Below are 15,301 nucleotides of genomic sequence, written 5' to 3'. Positions count from 1 at the left end.
CCGCTCCCCGGCCTGGAGGAGCGGCCCTGGCGCGACCCGCCCCCGCCCGTGGCGAAGGCGCTGGAAGGCTGCCTCGCGGCGGTGCAGCGCGACCTCGCCCGGCTGGAGGACGCGGACCTGCTGCACTACGACTCCGGCATCGTCGGCACGGGCCGCTGGTCGGTGCACCCCGTGTTCTTCGCGGGCGAACGCCTGGACCGCCTCGTCTGGCCGAAGCTCGCCATGGAGGAGACCGCGGAGGCCGTGCTCTCCCTGGAGGGCGAGTGCACCGCGTTCCCGCTGGCGGACGTGCTGTTCTCCTCGCACGCGCCGGGCACCACGCTGACGCCGCACTGCAGCTGGGACGGCTTCCGGATGCGGCTGCACCTGGGGCTCAAGGTTCCCGAGGGCTGCGGCATCCGCGTGGGCTCCGAGTCGCGGCACTGGGAACAGGGCCGCGTGCTCACCTTCCATGACTCGTTCGAACATGAGACGTGGAACCGGGGCCAGGAGCGCCGCGTGGTGCTCATCGTGGACTGCTGGCACCCGGGCCTCACCCTGGCCGAGCGTGAGGCCCTGCTGGGACTCACGCGCAAGTTCGAGGTCCGCGCACTGCTGGCACAGCTGCGCGTCCCCGAAGCCATGGCGGAGCCCCTGATGCACCGCTTCGCGCAGGAAGAACGGACGGACGCCCAGGTGCGCCGCTACTGGCGCACCTGACGCCGCCCGCCGTGCGTCACATGTCCTTGACGAGGTCGAACAGGCTGCCGGCCGTGTCGTAGCTGAAGTACGGGCCCTGCCACTTGTAGACGTGGCTGGGATCCGGGTTCCAGAACTGCCAGCTGTTCACCGAGTACAGGTACGCCCAGAACTGCTGGCCATAGCTCTCCAGCCACGGACCGCCGCTGGCGCCACCCGTCATGGAGCAGCTGATGGTGGGGAAGCCGCCCTCGTTCCACGTCGCGCCCGAGCAATAGTACAGCTGCGAGCCGTTGTAGGGCGCGTGGGCGGGATAGCCGAACTGGTAGATGGTCTGGCCGTAGCCGATGCCCCACTTGATGCCCTGGCCACCCACCGCGTCCACGATGCGCACGCCGTTGAGCGGGTTCATCACCGCCGCCGCCACGTCATAGGCGCGGTCCGCGCTGTTGATCCATCCGTTCTTCGTCCACAGCTGGTACGCCGTCCACGTGCCGTACGGCGACCCCGCGTGGTACGCGGGCACGAACACCCAGTTGGTGTGCCAGCCGCGCCCCGCCCCACCGCCGTGCACGCAGTGGCCCGCGGTGAAGACCAACCGCTTGCCATTGCTGTTCACCGTGCTGCCCGAACAGGAGAAGTTCCCGCCCTGGTCGCCCGTGTAGAACACCCGGCCGCTCATCGAGTGGATGTCCGCCGCCATCATGGGCACGCCACCGCGCGGCTCCGCGCCATCCACGCGCCCCACCTGCTTGTCCTCCGGCACCTGCCGCAGGCTGATGGGCGCCTTGCCGGACGTCGTCGGCACATCCGCGGGCACCGCCGCCGCCATGCGCTCCGGCGTCCAGTACGCGAGCACCCTCGCGATCTCCGCCTGGGCCGCGAACGCCTGCGAACCCCCGTTGTCCGTGGGATCCGCCGAGGCGCCCGCCCCGGGCGACTCCGCCTGGGCCGGCACGCCCCCCATCAACACCGCGAAGACTGCGGAGGCAAGGAGGCCACGGCACTTCGACAGACGATGCATGGTGTCAGCCTTTCAGATACGACTCCGGGTGAAGGCAGGCACCCTAGAAGCACCGTCTGACATCAAGCTTGTTTTCCGCTTGGGATTGAAATTTCCGGGCGGTACTCCTGAACCCAGACCTTTTCAGGGCCCCAGGTGAAGAGCATCCAGCGGGACGTGTGGCCCGTGAAATCCTTTGCCTCGATGGGCCGCGTCACCGTGATGATGCGCGTCCCGGGCTGGCACGTGCGCAGGTGTTCCACCAGCCGGGCCTTCGTCTCCGGCGTGAAGGCCACCCAGTTGGTGAAGATGTGCGTGGCGTCCGTCAGCGGCTCGCGGGTCATGTCCCCCACGGTGAGGGTGATGCCTGCGGGCGTAAGCCAGGGCGCCACGCGCTTCACGTGGTCCGCGATGAGCTCCACGCCATGCGACCGGGCCTTCAGCCACCGCGCGGCGATGAGCACCCGGCCCCGTCCCGCGCCCAGGTCCACCACCCGGCTCTGGGGACCCACGCCCGCGCGCTTCAGGAAGAGCAGCGCCGTCAAGAGCGGCGTCTCCCCGTAGATGAGCTCGCGGAAGGACTGGCCGGTGGACTGGAGCGCCCGGACCATCTCGAAGGTGCGCCGCGCGCTGTACGGGGTGAGCACCAGCCGCTGCCACCAGAGTCCCAGGTACGGCCGCAACAGGCTGGGACGCCACAAGAGGAGCAGCAGGTCGGTGGCGCGCACGATGACCGCGATGACCAGCCCCTGGAGCTGGATCGCGATCCACTGGAAGAACGGCAGCTCGAAGTCCTCCAGCGAATCATCGCGTCGCGGGCCGGGCGCTGGGGGCGTGGGGTCCGTCATCCTCCGTCCTCCATAGCCCGCAAGCCTCCTGTCACAAAGAGGCAGGCCGCTTCCGCGTCGGAGCAGGACGCGGCGGCCTTCCACGGGAACGCAGCCTGGAGCGCCGCGCGGTGTGCCTTTCGCCAATGCCCTGGAATTCATCGGGAATCGGTGCCCCCGGGGTGTTGGTGCGCGGCGTGCAGAAGGGTCCGGACACCGTGGAACACTCCCAGCCTCCAGGGAGCGACGGCCCTCCACGGATTGAGGAACGCCCATGTGCACTGACTTCCTGATCACCGGCACCGACTCGCGCATCTCCACGAACTTCGCGGTCAACGGGCGCAGCATGGAGTTCGGCGCCGATCTCAAATCCCAGATCATGGTCCACGCCAAGGGCACGCCCTTCCAGTCGAAGGCCCCGGGCCTCAAGGCCGGCCTGAAGTGGACGTCCACGTATGGGTTTGTCGGCCTCACCGCCCTCTCCGACGCCATCATCGTGGATGGCCTGAACACCGCGGGCCTCTCCGTGGGCGCGCTGTGGCTGCCGGGCTCCACGTACCCGGCCGTCACCCAGCCGGCGCAGGCCCTGGCGCTGGTGGACTTCGTCAACTGGGCGCTCGGCACCTGCGCGACCGTCGCGGACGTGAAGGCCGCGCTGACCAGCGGGAACGTGCAGGTGTGGGAAGGCGACCTGCTCGCGAAGTTGCTGCCCCTGCACTTCCCCATCCACGACGCCGTGGGCAACAGCGTCGTCGTGGAGTGCACCAACGGGCAGCTCAACATCTACGACAACCCCGTCGGCGTCTGTACCAACAACCCGCCGTTCCCCCAGCAGTTGGAGAACCTGGGCAACTACGCGAACCTGTCCCCCTGGGACGCGAAGCCCACGGAGCTGGGCCTCCAGTCGTTCTCCCCCGCCGGCCACGGCAGCGGCATGCGTGGCCTGCCGGGTGACTCGACGCCCCCCGCGCGGTTCGTGCGCGCGACCTACCTCAAGCAGTACGCGCAGCCCGTGGCGTCCTCCGCGGATGCCAACACCCTGGCCTTCCACCTCCTGAACACCGTGGACATCCCGCTGGGCACCAGCCGCTCCGTGGACAAGCAGGGCAAGGACGCCGTCGACTACACGCAGTGGGCCGTCGTGAAGGACCTCACCGCCCGGACCTTCTCCGTGCGCTTCTACGGCAACCCCTGCGTGTACTCCGTCAACCTCGACACGCTCGACTTCAGCGGGGCCTCCGGCAAGCCGTTCCCCGTCCCGACGACGCCCACCAGCATCGACCTCACCGCCAGCATGTCGAGCTGATCCGCGAACCGCCGGAACCCCGAAGGCCCACCGCCGCGAGGAAGGCGGCGGCGGGCCCGGACTTCACCCCAGCACCTTCTTCGCCAGCCGGGCCAGGGCCTTGTCCCCGGAGACGGCGGGAAGCGTCAGGAGGCGCGCGGCCACCTGCTTGCCGGCCGCCGGGTTCTGCGCCGAAAGCTTCAGGTACACGCCCGCCCGGTCCACGAGGTCCGGGTGGTCGAGCGACGCCTCCACGCGCGCGAGCAGCTCCTTCGCCAGGGGGCCCGTGGGGAAGGTCTCGAAGAGGCCGCGCAGGGCCTGCCGCTCCAGCACCTCCGGGCGCGCTTCCGCCAGGGCCAGCGCGGGCTGCAGGAGGGCCAGCCCCAACGTGCGCATGGACTCCGCGACGACGCCGGGCTTCCACCCGTCCGCGAACGCCGCGAGCAGGGCCTCCGCGCCCCGCACGTCCCCCAGCATGCCCAGCGCGTACACGGCGGTCTTCGCCTCGTCGTCGTTCCCGCTGCGCGCCTGCACCATGTTGACGAACCGGTCGATGACCTCCGAGTCCCCCATCCGCGCCAGCGCCTGCGCCGCGTCCCGCCGCACCTCGCGCGAGGGGTCCCCGTACAGCACCTGACGCAGCACGGGCATCGCGACCGCGCCGTGGTCCGCCAGCTTGTCCACCGCCGCCGCGCGCGCCTCCTTCGTCGACTCGGACAGCGCCGCTTGTGCCAGCGGCTGCACCTTCTCGCGGCGGACGCGCATCAGCTCCGCCACCGCCGCCTCGCCCGACTCCCGGGCGCGCACGTCCTCCAGGGTCTCCCTGGCGAAGAGGCGCAGGCCCGCGTCGTGGCCACTGCGCGTCATCGCGTCCAGTTCGCGCCTCGCCTGCTGTCCCCCCATCGCGCCCAGGGTGCGCAGGGCCGTGCGGCGCACCATGCGGCTGTGGTGTTCGGCCAGCGCGCCCTTCACGGCCTCCAGCGCGGCCTCGCCTCGCGTCGCCACCACCCGCGCCACGAAGGCGCTCGCCGCCCCGTCGCTCCACGTCGGGTAGCAGTCCCGCATCAGCGCGTCCACGCCCAGGCTGGCGTAGTAGCGCGCCGCGTGCGCCGCCGCCTCGTAGCGCGTCAGCTCCCCGCGCGCGCGGCGCACCATGGCCTCACCCGGCGACAGCGCCACCTCCGGGCGCTGCACGTGGATGCTCGGGTGCGTGGGCACGGACTCCAGCGCGGAGACCTCCACCTGCACCGCGCCGGACAGCCGCACCAGCGCGATGCCCAGCACCTGGTAGACCTTGATGAAGTCGTCCAGCCGCTCGCCCGGGTCCGGCCGCTGCGCCAGCGCCTCCAGCAGCGCCCCGGGCTTCTCCAGGCCCAGCTCCCGCAGCCGCGCCACCAGCGGCTCCACCGTCCGCGTCCCCACCGCCGCGAGCCCGCTGGCGAAGGCGTCCGCCAGCTCGTCCCGCACCTCCGCCAGCGCGATGGCCGCCCGCGAGGCCCCCGCCGCCCGGGCCGCCTCCAACCAACCACTGCGGGGCAGGGCGCTGGGCGTCACGGGAGGCCGGACCCGGCCCCGCCGCCGGGACAGCACGGGCGCATCCTCCGCCCGCCCCAGCGCGCGCAGCCCCAGGCCCTCCGGCGTCTCCACCACCACGGCCGAAGGGAACAGCGTGGGCAGCGCCGCCTCCAGGCCCACGTCGCCCAGCACCGCCAGCAGCCTGGAGCCCTCCAGCGCCGCGGACAGCGGCTCCTCCAGCGACGCATCCGCGGGCAGGAAGAGCGCCCGGCCCGCGCCATCCACGAACTGCGAGCGGGAACCGCTGGCCAGGAGCGTCTCCACCCGCACCGCCACCGGCAGCAGGTCCGGCGCGAACACGTCCTTGCGGTGCTCCTGGAAGGCCGCCATCGCCGCGCTCACGTCCGGCAGCGCCACCTCCAGCAGCCGCTTCAGGGGCTCGCGGTCCACCGGCGAGCCGCCCGTCCACTCCTCCAGGTCCAGCCGGTGCGGCGCGAAGCCCGGGTACTGCCCGCCCTTCGCGCCCTGGAGCACGTAGCCCGCGTGGCTCTTCTTGGGCGCCACCGTCTTGAGCGTCGCGGGGAGGATCTGCTTCTCGCTGTAGTGCCCGCCCGACACCAGATCCACGAAGCGGCTCTCGCGGATGAGGAACCGGTCCGGCGTGACGCGCGAGGAGAACGCGTACTCCACCAGCGTCAGCCCCGTCACCGGCGCGCGGTCCTTCTTCGTCCACGTCCTGCCAATCAGCTCCTCGACGTGGCGGGGCTCCAGCGCGTCGCCGCCCAGGTGCTTCTCCACCTTGCGCGCCGTGAGCAGCATGTCCGCCACCAGGTCCGTGAACGCCGGTGCCTCGAAGGTCCCCGTGCGCGCCACGGCCGCGTCCAGCAGGCCCGCCAGCTCCACCGCCCGCGCTGACAGCCGCCGCAGGCCGTTGGCCCGGAGCGCTTCGCCCAGCGCGCGCACCTGATCGGGCCGCTCGGCCCCCAGCGACGCCACGCCCGACAGGCCCAGCTCCCGCACCAGCGTGTTCACCTGCGCCACGCCCGCCTTCATCAGCTCGCCGGTCTCCGCCTTGCCCTTCTTCACGCTCTTCTTCGTGCCAGTGCCGCCCGGTGCCACCGGGGCCGACTCCGCCGTCACGAAGGCCTCCGGCACGCGGGACCACGCCACCAGCAGCGCCGCCGCGTGTTTGCAGAACGGGCGCGAGCGCGCCGCCATGCACGAGCAGCGCCCCTTCACATCCGAGCGCGCCTCGCCAAACACCAGTGAGACCTTGTAGGGCGTCGCCCCGGAGCCCGCCGCGTCCGCGAACAGCCGGTTCTCGTAGCGGGACAGGTTCGCGAGCAGCTTGCCGTCGAGCATCGCCGCGCCCTTCTGCAGCTCCGCCTTGTCGCTGATGATCTCCAGCAGCGCTCCCATTCCAATCACGGGCCGCACGTCAGCCATGACGGTCCTCCTTGTTCGTGGACGCGATGAGCGGCGTCAGGTCCTGGTTGCGCATCACCCGCTCCACCACGTCCACCAGCTTCCGGGGCGTGCACCCGAAGCACGGAATCCCCAGCGCGGTGAGCTGCTCCGCCATCGCATGGTCATACGAAGGCCGGCCGCTGTCCGACAGCGCCAGCAGGCACAGCACCCGGGCGCGCGAGTCCACCAGCTGCCGCAGCCGTGCCACCAGCTCCTCCGCGTTGCCGCCCTCGTACAGGTCGGTGATGAGGATGAAGAGCGTCTTCTCCGGCCGGCGCACGTAGTGCTCCTGCGCGTAGGCCACCGCCCGGTTGATGTCCGTGCCGCCACCCAGCTGCGCGGAGAAGAGCACCTCCACGGGGTCCGCCAGCACCGGCGTCATGTCCGCGATCTCCGTGTCGAACAGGACCAGGCTGGTGCGCAGCACGTCCAGCGACGCGAAGATGGCCGCCATCACGGAGCTGTACACCACGCTCTCCGCCATGGAGCCGGACTGGTCCACCACCAGCGTCACGTCCCACTCGTGGTGACGGCGCTGGTTGGGCCAGAAGTAGAAGCGCTCCGGGATGAGCCGCTTCTTCTCCGCGTCCCAGCCCTTCAGGTTGGAGCGGATGGTCCGCCGCCAGTCGATGTTCCGCGCGATGGGGATGGGGCTCGTGCGGTCGCGCCGCAGCGCGCCCAGCACCGCCGTGCGCAGGGGGGACTCCAGCTTCTTCTTCAGGTCCTCCACCACCTCGCGGATGATGCCGCGCGCTAGGTCCTTGGCCTGGTCGGGGATGAGCCCGCGCGCGCTGACCAGCGTCGTCACCAGCTCCACGTTCTTGTCCAGGAACGGCAGCGTCTCCGGCTCGAAGAGCAGCTGCGTGAGCCCCTTGCGCTCGATGGCGTCCTTCTGCACCAGCGCGATGACGTCGTCCTTGAAGAAGTCGCGCAGCGAGCCCAACCACTTGGGCAGGTAGGGCTTGGAGCCGCCCCTCCCCGCGGACTTCTCGCCGTAGACGAAGGAGAGCGTGTCATCCAGCTCCTCCAGGTCCCCGCCTTCCAGGCCCAGCGCGGTCGCGCCGCCCCCCAGCCCGCCCAGCGACGGACACGACCCCGTCTTCTCCGCCTCCGGGCCCAGCGCCAGCCGCCAGCGCAAGAGCGCGTCGCGGTCCTTCGGTTCCAGGTCCTTGGGGTCCACGCTCATAGCAGGTCGTCCAGGTCATCGAGCGCCTTGCCCAGCTCCGCGCTCATGTCCTTCAACGTCTCCTTGTCCTTCTGCTCCAGCACCGCCTTCACCGCGCGGCCCTTGTCCTTCAGCTGCCGCACGCCCATCACGTTCTCCATCAGGTAGCGCCGCTCCGTGGCGCCCAGCGTGCCCAGCGCCCGTCTCAGCACCGGCAGTGTCTGTACGAAGCGCTCCGGCTCCACGCCGCAGAGGAAGTCGTCCAGCGCCTTCACCACCTCCCGGCTCTTCACCAGCACCAGCGCGTTCACCTGGAGGAAGCCCTCCAGGTACGCCGCCGCGTCCGCCGGCTCCACCGCCAGCGACAGCCGGCGCCCCACCTCCAGCGCCACGTCGGACTCGGGCAGCTCCCGCGCCAGGTACAGCAGGCCCGTCGCGAGCCCCGACGTCGCCGGGTGCACCGCGTGGCTCTCCATCAGCCCCCGCGCCTCCACGTACCAGCCCGCCTTGTCCGCGCGCGGCTGGGACAGCGCCACCTCGTGCAGCGTGCGCAGCGCCTCCAGCACCCTGGGCACCGCCTCCGCGTCGCAAGCGCTGGCCTCGCGCACGCGCAACAGCGCCCGGCCGAAGGTCTTCTCGCCCAGCGACGCCACCGCCTCGTCCCCCACCTCCGAGTGCGCCCGCGAAGTGCCGTAGGCCATCAGCCCCGACAGCGCCCGCGCCGCCGACGCCAGCGAGGGCAGGTCCGCGTCCGTGGCCGCGTGCGCGTCACAGGCCCGGAGCGCGGACGCCACCGTCTGGGGACAGCCGGTGATGACGGACTCCAGCAGCACGTCCGCCGCCTCGGCCGTCGTCTTCGCCAGGTTCAGCCGCTCCTGGAGCACGCGCGTCGTCACGCCCTCCAGCGAGTCCCCCAGGACGATCTTCTCCACCAGCGCCACGTCCGTGGACGGCGTCCACTGCGCCTGCCAGGACTCACGCACCCGCGTCAGCGCCGCGTAGCCCCCCGCCTCCGTCGCTTGAGAACGCGAGCCCGTGCCCGTGCCCGACAGCGTCGCGTACGGAATCCCCGCCACGCGCAGCCGGTGGAGGAACACGGAGGAGCCCACCTCCACCTCGTTGTTGAGCCGCAGCGCGAACGTCTCCGGGCTGTCCGTGCGCGGCAGCCGCCGCTCGCCCACCTCGCGCCAGAACTCCGCCTGCAGCGAGTTCTGCCCGATGCGGCTCGCCACCTGCCCCACCTGATGGCCGATGACGCTCTTCCACAGGAAGCCGTCCACGTGCGTCGCGTCGCCCCGGCACAGCGTGGCCACCGTCGCCTCGCGCAGCTCGTCCAGGCCGGGCGCGCTCTTCTCGCGCAGGTCCGACAGCATCACCGCCAGCCGGTACGCCTCCAGCACGTCCGACAGCGACGCGGAGAAGCCGCGCACCCGCAGGTGGCTGGCGAAGTCCAGCAGCACCTCCAGCGTGGCCCGCCGGAAGTCGCAGTGGGCGTCGTGGGCCTTCTGGTAGAAGTGCGGCGCCCGGTTGCCCGCGCCGTAGCCCATCTGCTCCGCGAGCCGGGGGAAGCTGAACGGAATCACCGTCACCGCGCAGGGCACGCCCGCCGGCAGCTTCGCCTCCAGCGCGGGCTCCACGTCGTTGGCCACGAAGGCCGCGATGTGCGCCGCGCCCGCCACCACCGCCACCTTCTCCGGGGCCACGCCGCCCGCCACCACCTCCAGCACCTTGCGCGCCATGAAGGCGTCGCGCTGGCGGTGGTAGCCCTGCCGGGGCCCCGCGTTGATGACGTCCGCCCAGGCCAGCAGCACCGGCCGGAACTGCTCCGGGCTCCAGTCCGGCGCCTCGAAGGCCGCCTCCCAGAACTCCTCGAACGAGCGGTAGCCCTGGGAGCGCGCGAAGGCGTCCGTCAGGGGCACCGTGTCGTCCGGCGCGGGCGTGCCCCCCTCCATCGCTTCGGCTTCGAGTCCCAGGCCGGGCGCGTCGCGGTCCACCGCGAGGCTGACGCCCACCGGGATGTCGATGAACTCCACGCGCGCGCCGTTCGCCCGGGCCCATTTGAGCGCCTGGTACTCCGGCGAATAGGCGGCGAAGGGCCACAGCGAGGACGCCGGCGTGCCGTCCGTGCGGTAGCCCAGGATGGCCACCGGCGGCCGGGTCTGCCCGTCGCAGAGCACGTCCACCATGCCCGTGGCGTCGCAGGGGCCTTCCACGAGGACGACGTCGGGCTTCACCCGCTCCAGCCACCGCTGGAGCACGGCGGTGGTGCGCGGTGAGTGGTGACGGACCGGGAAGTGCTGCACCCGGGAGAGCAGGGCGAAGTCCATCAGCCCCTCAGCAGCTTCTTGCTCGCGGTGTACAGGTCCTTCCACGGACCCGGGCGGCCCTTGGCCACCGTCTCCATGTACTCGCGCAGCGCCTTCACGTCGTCTTCCTGCTCCTTCACCACCGCGCCCACCAGCGAGGCCGCCAGCTCCTGCGACGTCACCGTCCCGGAGCCGAACTGCTGCGCGAGGATGGCGCTGTTGAACAGCACGCTGATGGCCTCCGCCGTGGACAGCACCGCCCCCGGGGTGCGCACCTTCGTCTTGCCGTCCTTCGTCACGCCCTTGCGCAGCTCCTGGAAGAGCGTCAGCAGCACCCGCGACAGCTCCTCCGGCGGGGGCACGCCCACCTGGTAGTCCGTGCGCAGCTCCGCCTCGCGCTTGGTGACGATTTGAATCTCCTGCTCCAGGTCCTCCACCACCGGCACGGTGACGAAGTTGAAGCGGCGCTTGAGCGCGGCGCTCATCTCGTTGACGCCCCGGTCGCGCGTGTTCGCGGTGGCGATGAGGTTGAAGCCCCGCTGCGCGCTGGTGATCTCCCCCAGCTCCGGCACCGACACCTGCTTCTCCGACAGGATGGAGATGAGCGAGTCCTGGATCTCCGGCGACGTGCGCGTCACCTCCTCGAAGCGGGCGAACTTGCCCGTGCGCATGGCCCGCAGGATGGGCGACGGCACCAGCGCTTCCGGCGACGGCCCCTGCGCGAGCAGCAGCGCGTAGTTCCACGAGTACTTGATGTGGTCCTCGCTGGTCCCCGCCGTGCCCTGCACGACGAGCCCGGACGTGCCGCTGACGGCCGCGGAGAGGTGTTCGGACAGCCAGCTCTTCGCGGTGCCCGGCTCACCCACCAGCATCAGCGCCCGGTCCGACGCCAGCGTCGCGATGCACACCTGCACGATGCCCCGGTCGCCCACGTACTTGGGCGTGATGGTCACGCCGCCCACGGGCTTGGGACTTCCCAGGATGTATGTCTCCACCGCGCGGGGCGACAGCGCCCAACCCGGTGGGCGGGGCTTGTCGTCATGCGCCGCGAGGGCGTCCAGCTCGTTCTTGTACTTCGCTTCGGCAGGCAGGCGGATGTCCGGCATGGACTGCACGCTATCCACTCGGTCTGACATCCGGCAAACGTCCTGGCTGCCTTCGTGCGTCCTCTCAAGCGCTGGGGAAATCCCTACCGGGCGGCTCGGGCGCGTCGAGTCCTGCGCGCGGGCTGCTTCGGACTCGAACGCGTGCTGAATGGACGGGCCGTGCTCATCGAACGGTCCCCTTCCCCGAAGCGCTCGCGGACCGTCGCCAGCAGGACGACCCGGTAGCGCCCTGGACGTGAAGTGCCCCTCAGGTTTCTGTGCATCCCTCGGGTTTCCGAGCACGTGACACCGCACTCCAGAGCAACCCTTCCCTGTGACGGAGTGCTGGCATCGCTGTTGCTGTAGCGCCCGGCACCTCTTTCCAGAAAGGCCGCCCATGAACACCCTCCGACTGCGCCACCTCTTCTCACGGGTCCTGCGCACCTCCTCGCTCGCCATACCGCTGGTGCTGGCGGGCTGCGGATCCTCCGCGGACCTGGAGGGCTACTCACGGATCACCTGCGACAACGGTGTCCCCGTGCTCAGCGACCTGAAGATTTCGCCCCCACCGGACTACGTCGAGCTTCGCTCCATCTACAGCACCTCCGACCCCACGAACGCCCAAACCCGCACCACCTCCGGCCAGCCCTGCGCGACGGCCACCGACGTCCCCGCCTGCCAGAGCGCCCTGGCGAACGCGACGACCACCGAGAGCTTCGTCGATACCTGCCAGGGCTTCTGCCCCACTGTCATGACCTATACCTTCCTGGTCACCGCACGCGGCGATGAGGTGAAGACGCACCCGACGCCGGAGGCCCTCAAGTCCCTGCTGGGCACGGTGGACACCGAACAGGAAGCCGTGCTCCTCGCCCATGCCTCGGGCCACGCCATGAGCTGCTCGACGCTCGAGCAGGGCGCGGTGAAGAAGAACGCGAACGGCACCTTCAATGTCGTCACCTACGAGGGCTTCTCCTGCGGGAAGGACTCGCAGTTGGAGCAGGTCGTGCTGGAGGTGTCCGCCGCCGGGGAGCTCCGCGAGGTCGAGCGCCATGTCCTGGAGAAGGGCAGCGACAGCTGCAACATCGGCCGGCGCCCCGCGGGGCTCCAGGACGCGTCCCCCTGAGAGGGCACGGACGCGCTGGGGCACTACTTCGCGGAGGCCGCGCACCTGGAGGCCGCCTCCGTCCACGCCTTCCTGAGACTGCGCGATGAGCTGGCCCTACACGGCGCCGACGCAAGCCTCCAGGACGCGGCCCGCCGCAGCGCCGTGGATGAAGTGATGCACACCGACGTGACGGGCCGCATCGCCCGTCGCTTCGGTGCCACGCCCCAGCGTCCCGTCGTCACCGCGCTGCCCCTGCGCCCGCTCCTCGACGTGGCCCTGGACAATGCCGTGGAGGGTTGCGTGAGGGAGACGTACGGCGCGCTGGTGGCCCACTACCAGGCCCTGCACGCGCAGGACACCGAGGTGCGCGACGCCATGGTCCGCATCGCCGAGGACGAGACGCGCCACGCGGGCCTCTCCTGGGACATCGACCAATGGGCACGATCGCGCCTCTCCTCCCAGGAGCGGGACACGCTGCGCGAGGCCCAACGCCAGGCGGTGGCCCTGCTGCGCGCGGAGGTCGCCGTGCCACTCGACCTGGGCTCGTCACCGCCGCGGGCCTTCCCACGCCTGAAGTCGCCCTTGGCCTCCTGGACACGTTGGAGCAGGAGCACTGGGCCTGAACAAACCCTCCTTCCCTGGAGCACCTCCCATGAACGCACTCCGATGGCGCTGCGTCTTCTCACCGTTGCTGATGTCCCTGCCGCTGGCGCTGGCCGGCTGTGGCCCTGAATTCGCGGACGTGGAGGGTTACACGGAGATCGCGTGCACCAGGGACCGTCCCCACATCGATGACCTGCGGATCTCCCCGGTGCCGGACGCCTTCCTGCTGTACTCCATCGGCCTGAAGAAGAATTCAACGGAGCCGCCCTCCGTCTTTCTCTCCGCCACCAGGGGCGAACCCTGCGCGACCGCCACCGACGTCGCCACCTGTCAGGCCGCGGTGGAGGAGGCACGAGCCACCTCGGGGTTCCACCGGTCCTGCTACCACGGTGACTGTTCTGAATACTTCGCCCTCACCACGCGCGGGGACGAGGTGAAGCTCTACACGACGGTGGAGTCCCTCCGGGAGCTGCTGGGCACCGTCGACACCGAACAGGAGGCCGTGTTCCTGGCCTACGCGGCCGACTACGCCTTCCTCTGCGACAAGGTGGATCAAGGCGGCGTGAAGGCCAATCCGGACGGCTCGTTCAACGTCATCGGCTACAAGTACTCCGACTGCGGTGAAGGCCCGGCCATCGTGCAGTACGTGACCCAGGTGTCCGCCACTGGCGAGGTCCGCGAGTTGGAACACCACGTCATGCGGCACTACAAGTCCGACTGCTCCCTGGACATGTCCAATCCGTAGGCTCGCGCATGCTTCCCCATGCCCCTCCATGCCTCATGACCGCGAAGACGCAGAAGCGATTGAAGCCTCCGGGGTCGGCTCGAAGCCGCGCCCGTGCTTCCGCAAGGACCTGAAACCCGCGCGCAAGCGATGACGCAAGCCGACGCCGCACGTCGGGCCCGCACTCGTACGCCACCGGACTTTCCTGGTTTCCACCTTGTGAGCCCACACGTGCGTTTGCGAGAATCGCGGGTGTGAACGCCCGCGCTCGCGTCTTCTCCGCCGTCCTGTTGGCCTCGTTCGTCTGGGCCTGTGCCTCCTCGCCTTCGTCCCCGTCCCCGGACGCGCCGACGCCGGAAGCAGGCTCTCCCGCCCGCCTGTGGCAGCGCGGCGCGGCGACGGGCGACCTGGCGCGCTTCACCCGCGACGGCACCCGCGTCGCCGCGGACGGCGCGCTGGAGCTGGACGCCACCGCGAAGCAAGGCAGCGACCCGTTCCCCGCGGGCGGCTGGCTGGATGGCGGCAGCTTCTACAACGGCGGCACCTTCCGCTTCGGCACCGCCACCTCCGAAGTCCAGTCCGTCCCCGGCGGCTTCGACAGCGTGGTGCCGTCCTTCGACGCGCAGACGCCTCCGGGCACATGGGTGAAGCTCACCGTCGCCGCGCGCATCGAGGGCACCTGGACCAAGGACTATGAGCTGGGTGTCTGGGCCTTCGACGCGGACACCGTCGCGCGCCACAGCGTGGACGGTCAGGGGGACGCGGACGGCAACGTGCTCACCGACACGCTCAACCTGAAGCGCCGCGCGGACGCCCTGCGCGTCACCGTGTTCCTCTTCTCTGAACGCCCGGACGCAAGCCCGCGCCTGCGCTCGCTCGCCGCCGCCGTCACCGACACGCGCCGCAAGCCCGAGGACGCCACCGCGGACCGCACCGCGTGGGGCACCGTGCTGGACGTGCCGGGCTACTCGCAGATGATCTACCCCGACGGCGGCGAGGTCTGGTGCTCCCCCACGTCCACCACCATGCTGCTGGGCTACTGGAGCCGGAAGCTGGGCCGCGCGGACCTGGAGCACCCCGTGCCCACCGCCGCCGCCCACACCTATGACTGGGTCTACAAGGGCACCGGCAACTGGAGCTTCAACACCGCCTACGCCGCCGGCATGTCCCAGGGCGCGCTGCACGGACTCGTCGCCCGCTTCGACTCGTTCGCCCCCGTGGAGCGCCTCATCGCCGCCGGCATCCCCGTGAGCATCAGCATCGCGTACGAACCCGGGGAGCTTTCCGGAGGCGCCTCCCGCCGCACCGACGGCCACCTCATCGTCGTGAAGGGCTTCACCGCCGACGGTGACGTCGTCGTCAATGATCCTGCTTTCTCCTCCAACGAAACCACCAGCGCGACGTACCGGCGCGCCGAACTGTGGCGTGCCTGGCAGCACTCCCGGGGGGCCGCGTACGTGCTCTGGCCCGCCGGCACCGCCCTGCCCCCGCAGGGGATGGAACCGCTGCCCTAGCCTGCGTCCAGAGGCGGACAGGAG

12 protein-coding genes are annotated in these 15,301 nt (G+C 70.8%); 6 read left to right on the top strand and 6 right to left on the bottom strand.

The window, feature by feature from the left end:
- A partial coding sequence (locus tag D7X74_RS03895; RefSeq protein WP_147446461.1) for an aspartyl/asparaginyl beta-hydroxylase domain-containing protein occupies window positions 1-699 on the top strand: 699 nt, incomplete at its 5' end.
- A 16-nt stretch (window positions 700-715) separates the two neighbouring features.
- On the opposite strand, the gene D7X74_RS03890 is transcribed toward D7X74_RS03895, so the two are convergent.
- Window positions 716-1,702, bottom strand: a complete 987-nt coding sequence (locus D7X74_RS03890) for a serine protease (RefSeq protein WP_147444135.1) — start codon at window positions 1,700-1,702, stop codon at window positions 716-718.
- 62 nt (window positions 1,703-1,764) lie between these two features.
- Entirely contained in the window at window positions 1,765-2,529 is a 765-nt protein-coding gene (locus tag D7X74_RS03885) for a class I SAM-dependent methyltransferase (protein WP_233595237.1), read from the bottom strand.
- A gap of 253 nt (window positions 2,530-2,782) precedes the next feature.
- Here D7X74_RS03885 and D7X74_RS03880 point away from each other — a divergent pair, with 253 nt between their 5' ends.
- On the top strand, window positions 2,783-3,814 hold the full coding sequence (locus D7X74_RS03880) for a linear amide C-N hydrolase (RefSeq protein ID WP_120531548.1): 1,032 nt from the start codon (window positions 2,783-2,785) through the stop codon (window positions 3,812-3,814).
- A 63-nt stretch (window positions 3,815-3,877) separates the two neighbouring features.
- On the opposite strand, the gene D7X74_RS03875 is transcribed toward D7X74_RS03880, so the two are convergent.
- Genes D7X74_RS03875 through D7X74_RS03860 form a run of 4 tightly spaced genes read right to left on the bottom strand, consistent with a single transcriptional unit; the run spans window position 3,878 to window position 11,352 of the window.
- Window positions 3,878-6,754 carry a HEAT repeat domain-containing protein gene (locus tag D7X74_RS03875; RefSeq protein WP_120531547.1) on the bottom strand — a complete coding sequence of 959 codons (2,877 nt, stop codon included), beginning with the start codon at window positions 6,752-6,754 and terminating at the stop codon, window positions 3,878-3,880.
- Window positions 6,747-7,961, bottom strand: coding sequence for a VWA domain-containing protein (locus D7X74_RS03870; protein WP_120531546.1), 1,215 nt, complete (start codon window positions 7,959-7,961; stop codon window positions 6,747-6,749). Before D7X74_RS03870 ends, D7X74_RS03875 begins: the two co-directional genes overlap by 8 nt.
- Window positions 7,958-10,267 carry a DUF5682 family protein gene (locus D7X74_RS03865; protein WP_120531545.1) on the bottom strand — a complete coding sequence of 770 codons (2,310 nt, stop codon included), beginning with the start codon at window positions 10,265-10,267 and terminating at the stop codon, window positions 7,958-7,960. Before D7X74_RS03865 ends, D7X74_RS03870 begins: the two co-directional genes overlap by 4 nt.
- Window positions 10,267-11,352, bottom strand: coding sequence for an AAA family ATPase (locus tag D7X74_RS03860; protein WP_120531544.1), 1,086 nt, complete (start codon window positions 11,350-11,352; stop codon window positions 10,267-10,269). Before D7X74_RS03860 ends, D7X74_RS03865 begins: the two co-directional genes overlap by 1 nt.
- Before the next feature lie 376 nt (window positions 11,353-11,728).
- Between D7X74_RS03860 and D7X74_RS43950 the strand changes: the two genes are divergently transcribed.
- The 4 genes from D7X74_RS43950 (at window position 11,729) to D7X74_RS03845 (ending at window position 15,277) form a co-directional block, all read left to right on the top strand.
- Window positions 11,729-12,454: a hypothetical protein gene (locus D7X74_RS43950; RefSeq protein WP_233595238.1), complete on the top strand. Its 726-nt coding sequence runs from the start codon at window positions 11,729-11,731 to the stop codon at window positions 12,452-12,454.
- Window positions 12,455-12,610: 156 nt separating this feature from the next.
- A complete protein-coding gene (locus D7X74_RS43945) occupies window positions 12,611-13,168 on the top strand; it encodes a hypothetical protein (protein ID WP_233601953.1) in 558 nt (185 codons plus the stop codon).
- Complete coding sequence (locus D7X74_RS03850; protein ID WP_120531543.1) at window positions 13,089-13,784, top strand: hypothetical protein; 696 nt, start codon at window positions 13,089-13,091, stop codon at window positions 13,782-13,784. Before D7X74_RS43945 ends, D7X74_RS03850 begins: the two co-directional genes overlap by 80 nt.
- A gap of 233 nt (window positions 13,785-14,017) precedes the next feature.
- A complete protein-coding gene (locus tag D7X74_RS03845) occupies window positions 14,018-15,277 on the top strand; it encodes a C39 family peptidase (RefSeq protein WP_120531542.1) in 1,260 nt (419 codons plus the stop codon).
- Window positions 15,278-15,301: the final 24 nt, after the last annotated feature.

It is taken from the genome of Corallococcus sp. CA047B, assembly GCF_003612065.1.
Lineage (GTDB): Bacteria > Myxococcota > Myxococcia > Myxococcales > Myxococcaceae > Corallococcus > Corallococcus praedator.
This window is presented reverse-complemented; position numbering and strand designations above follow the sequence as displayed.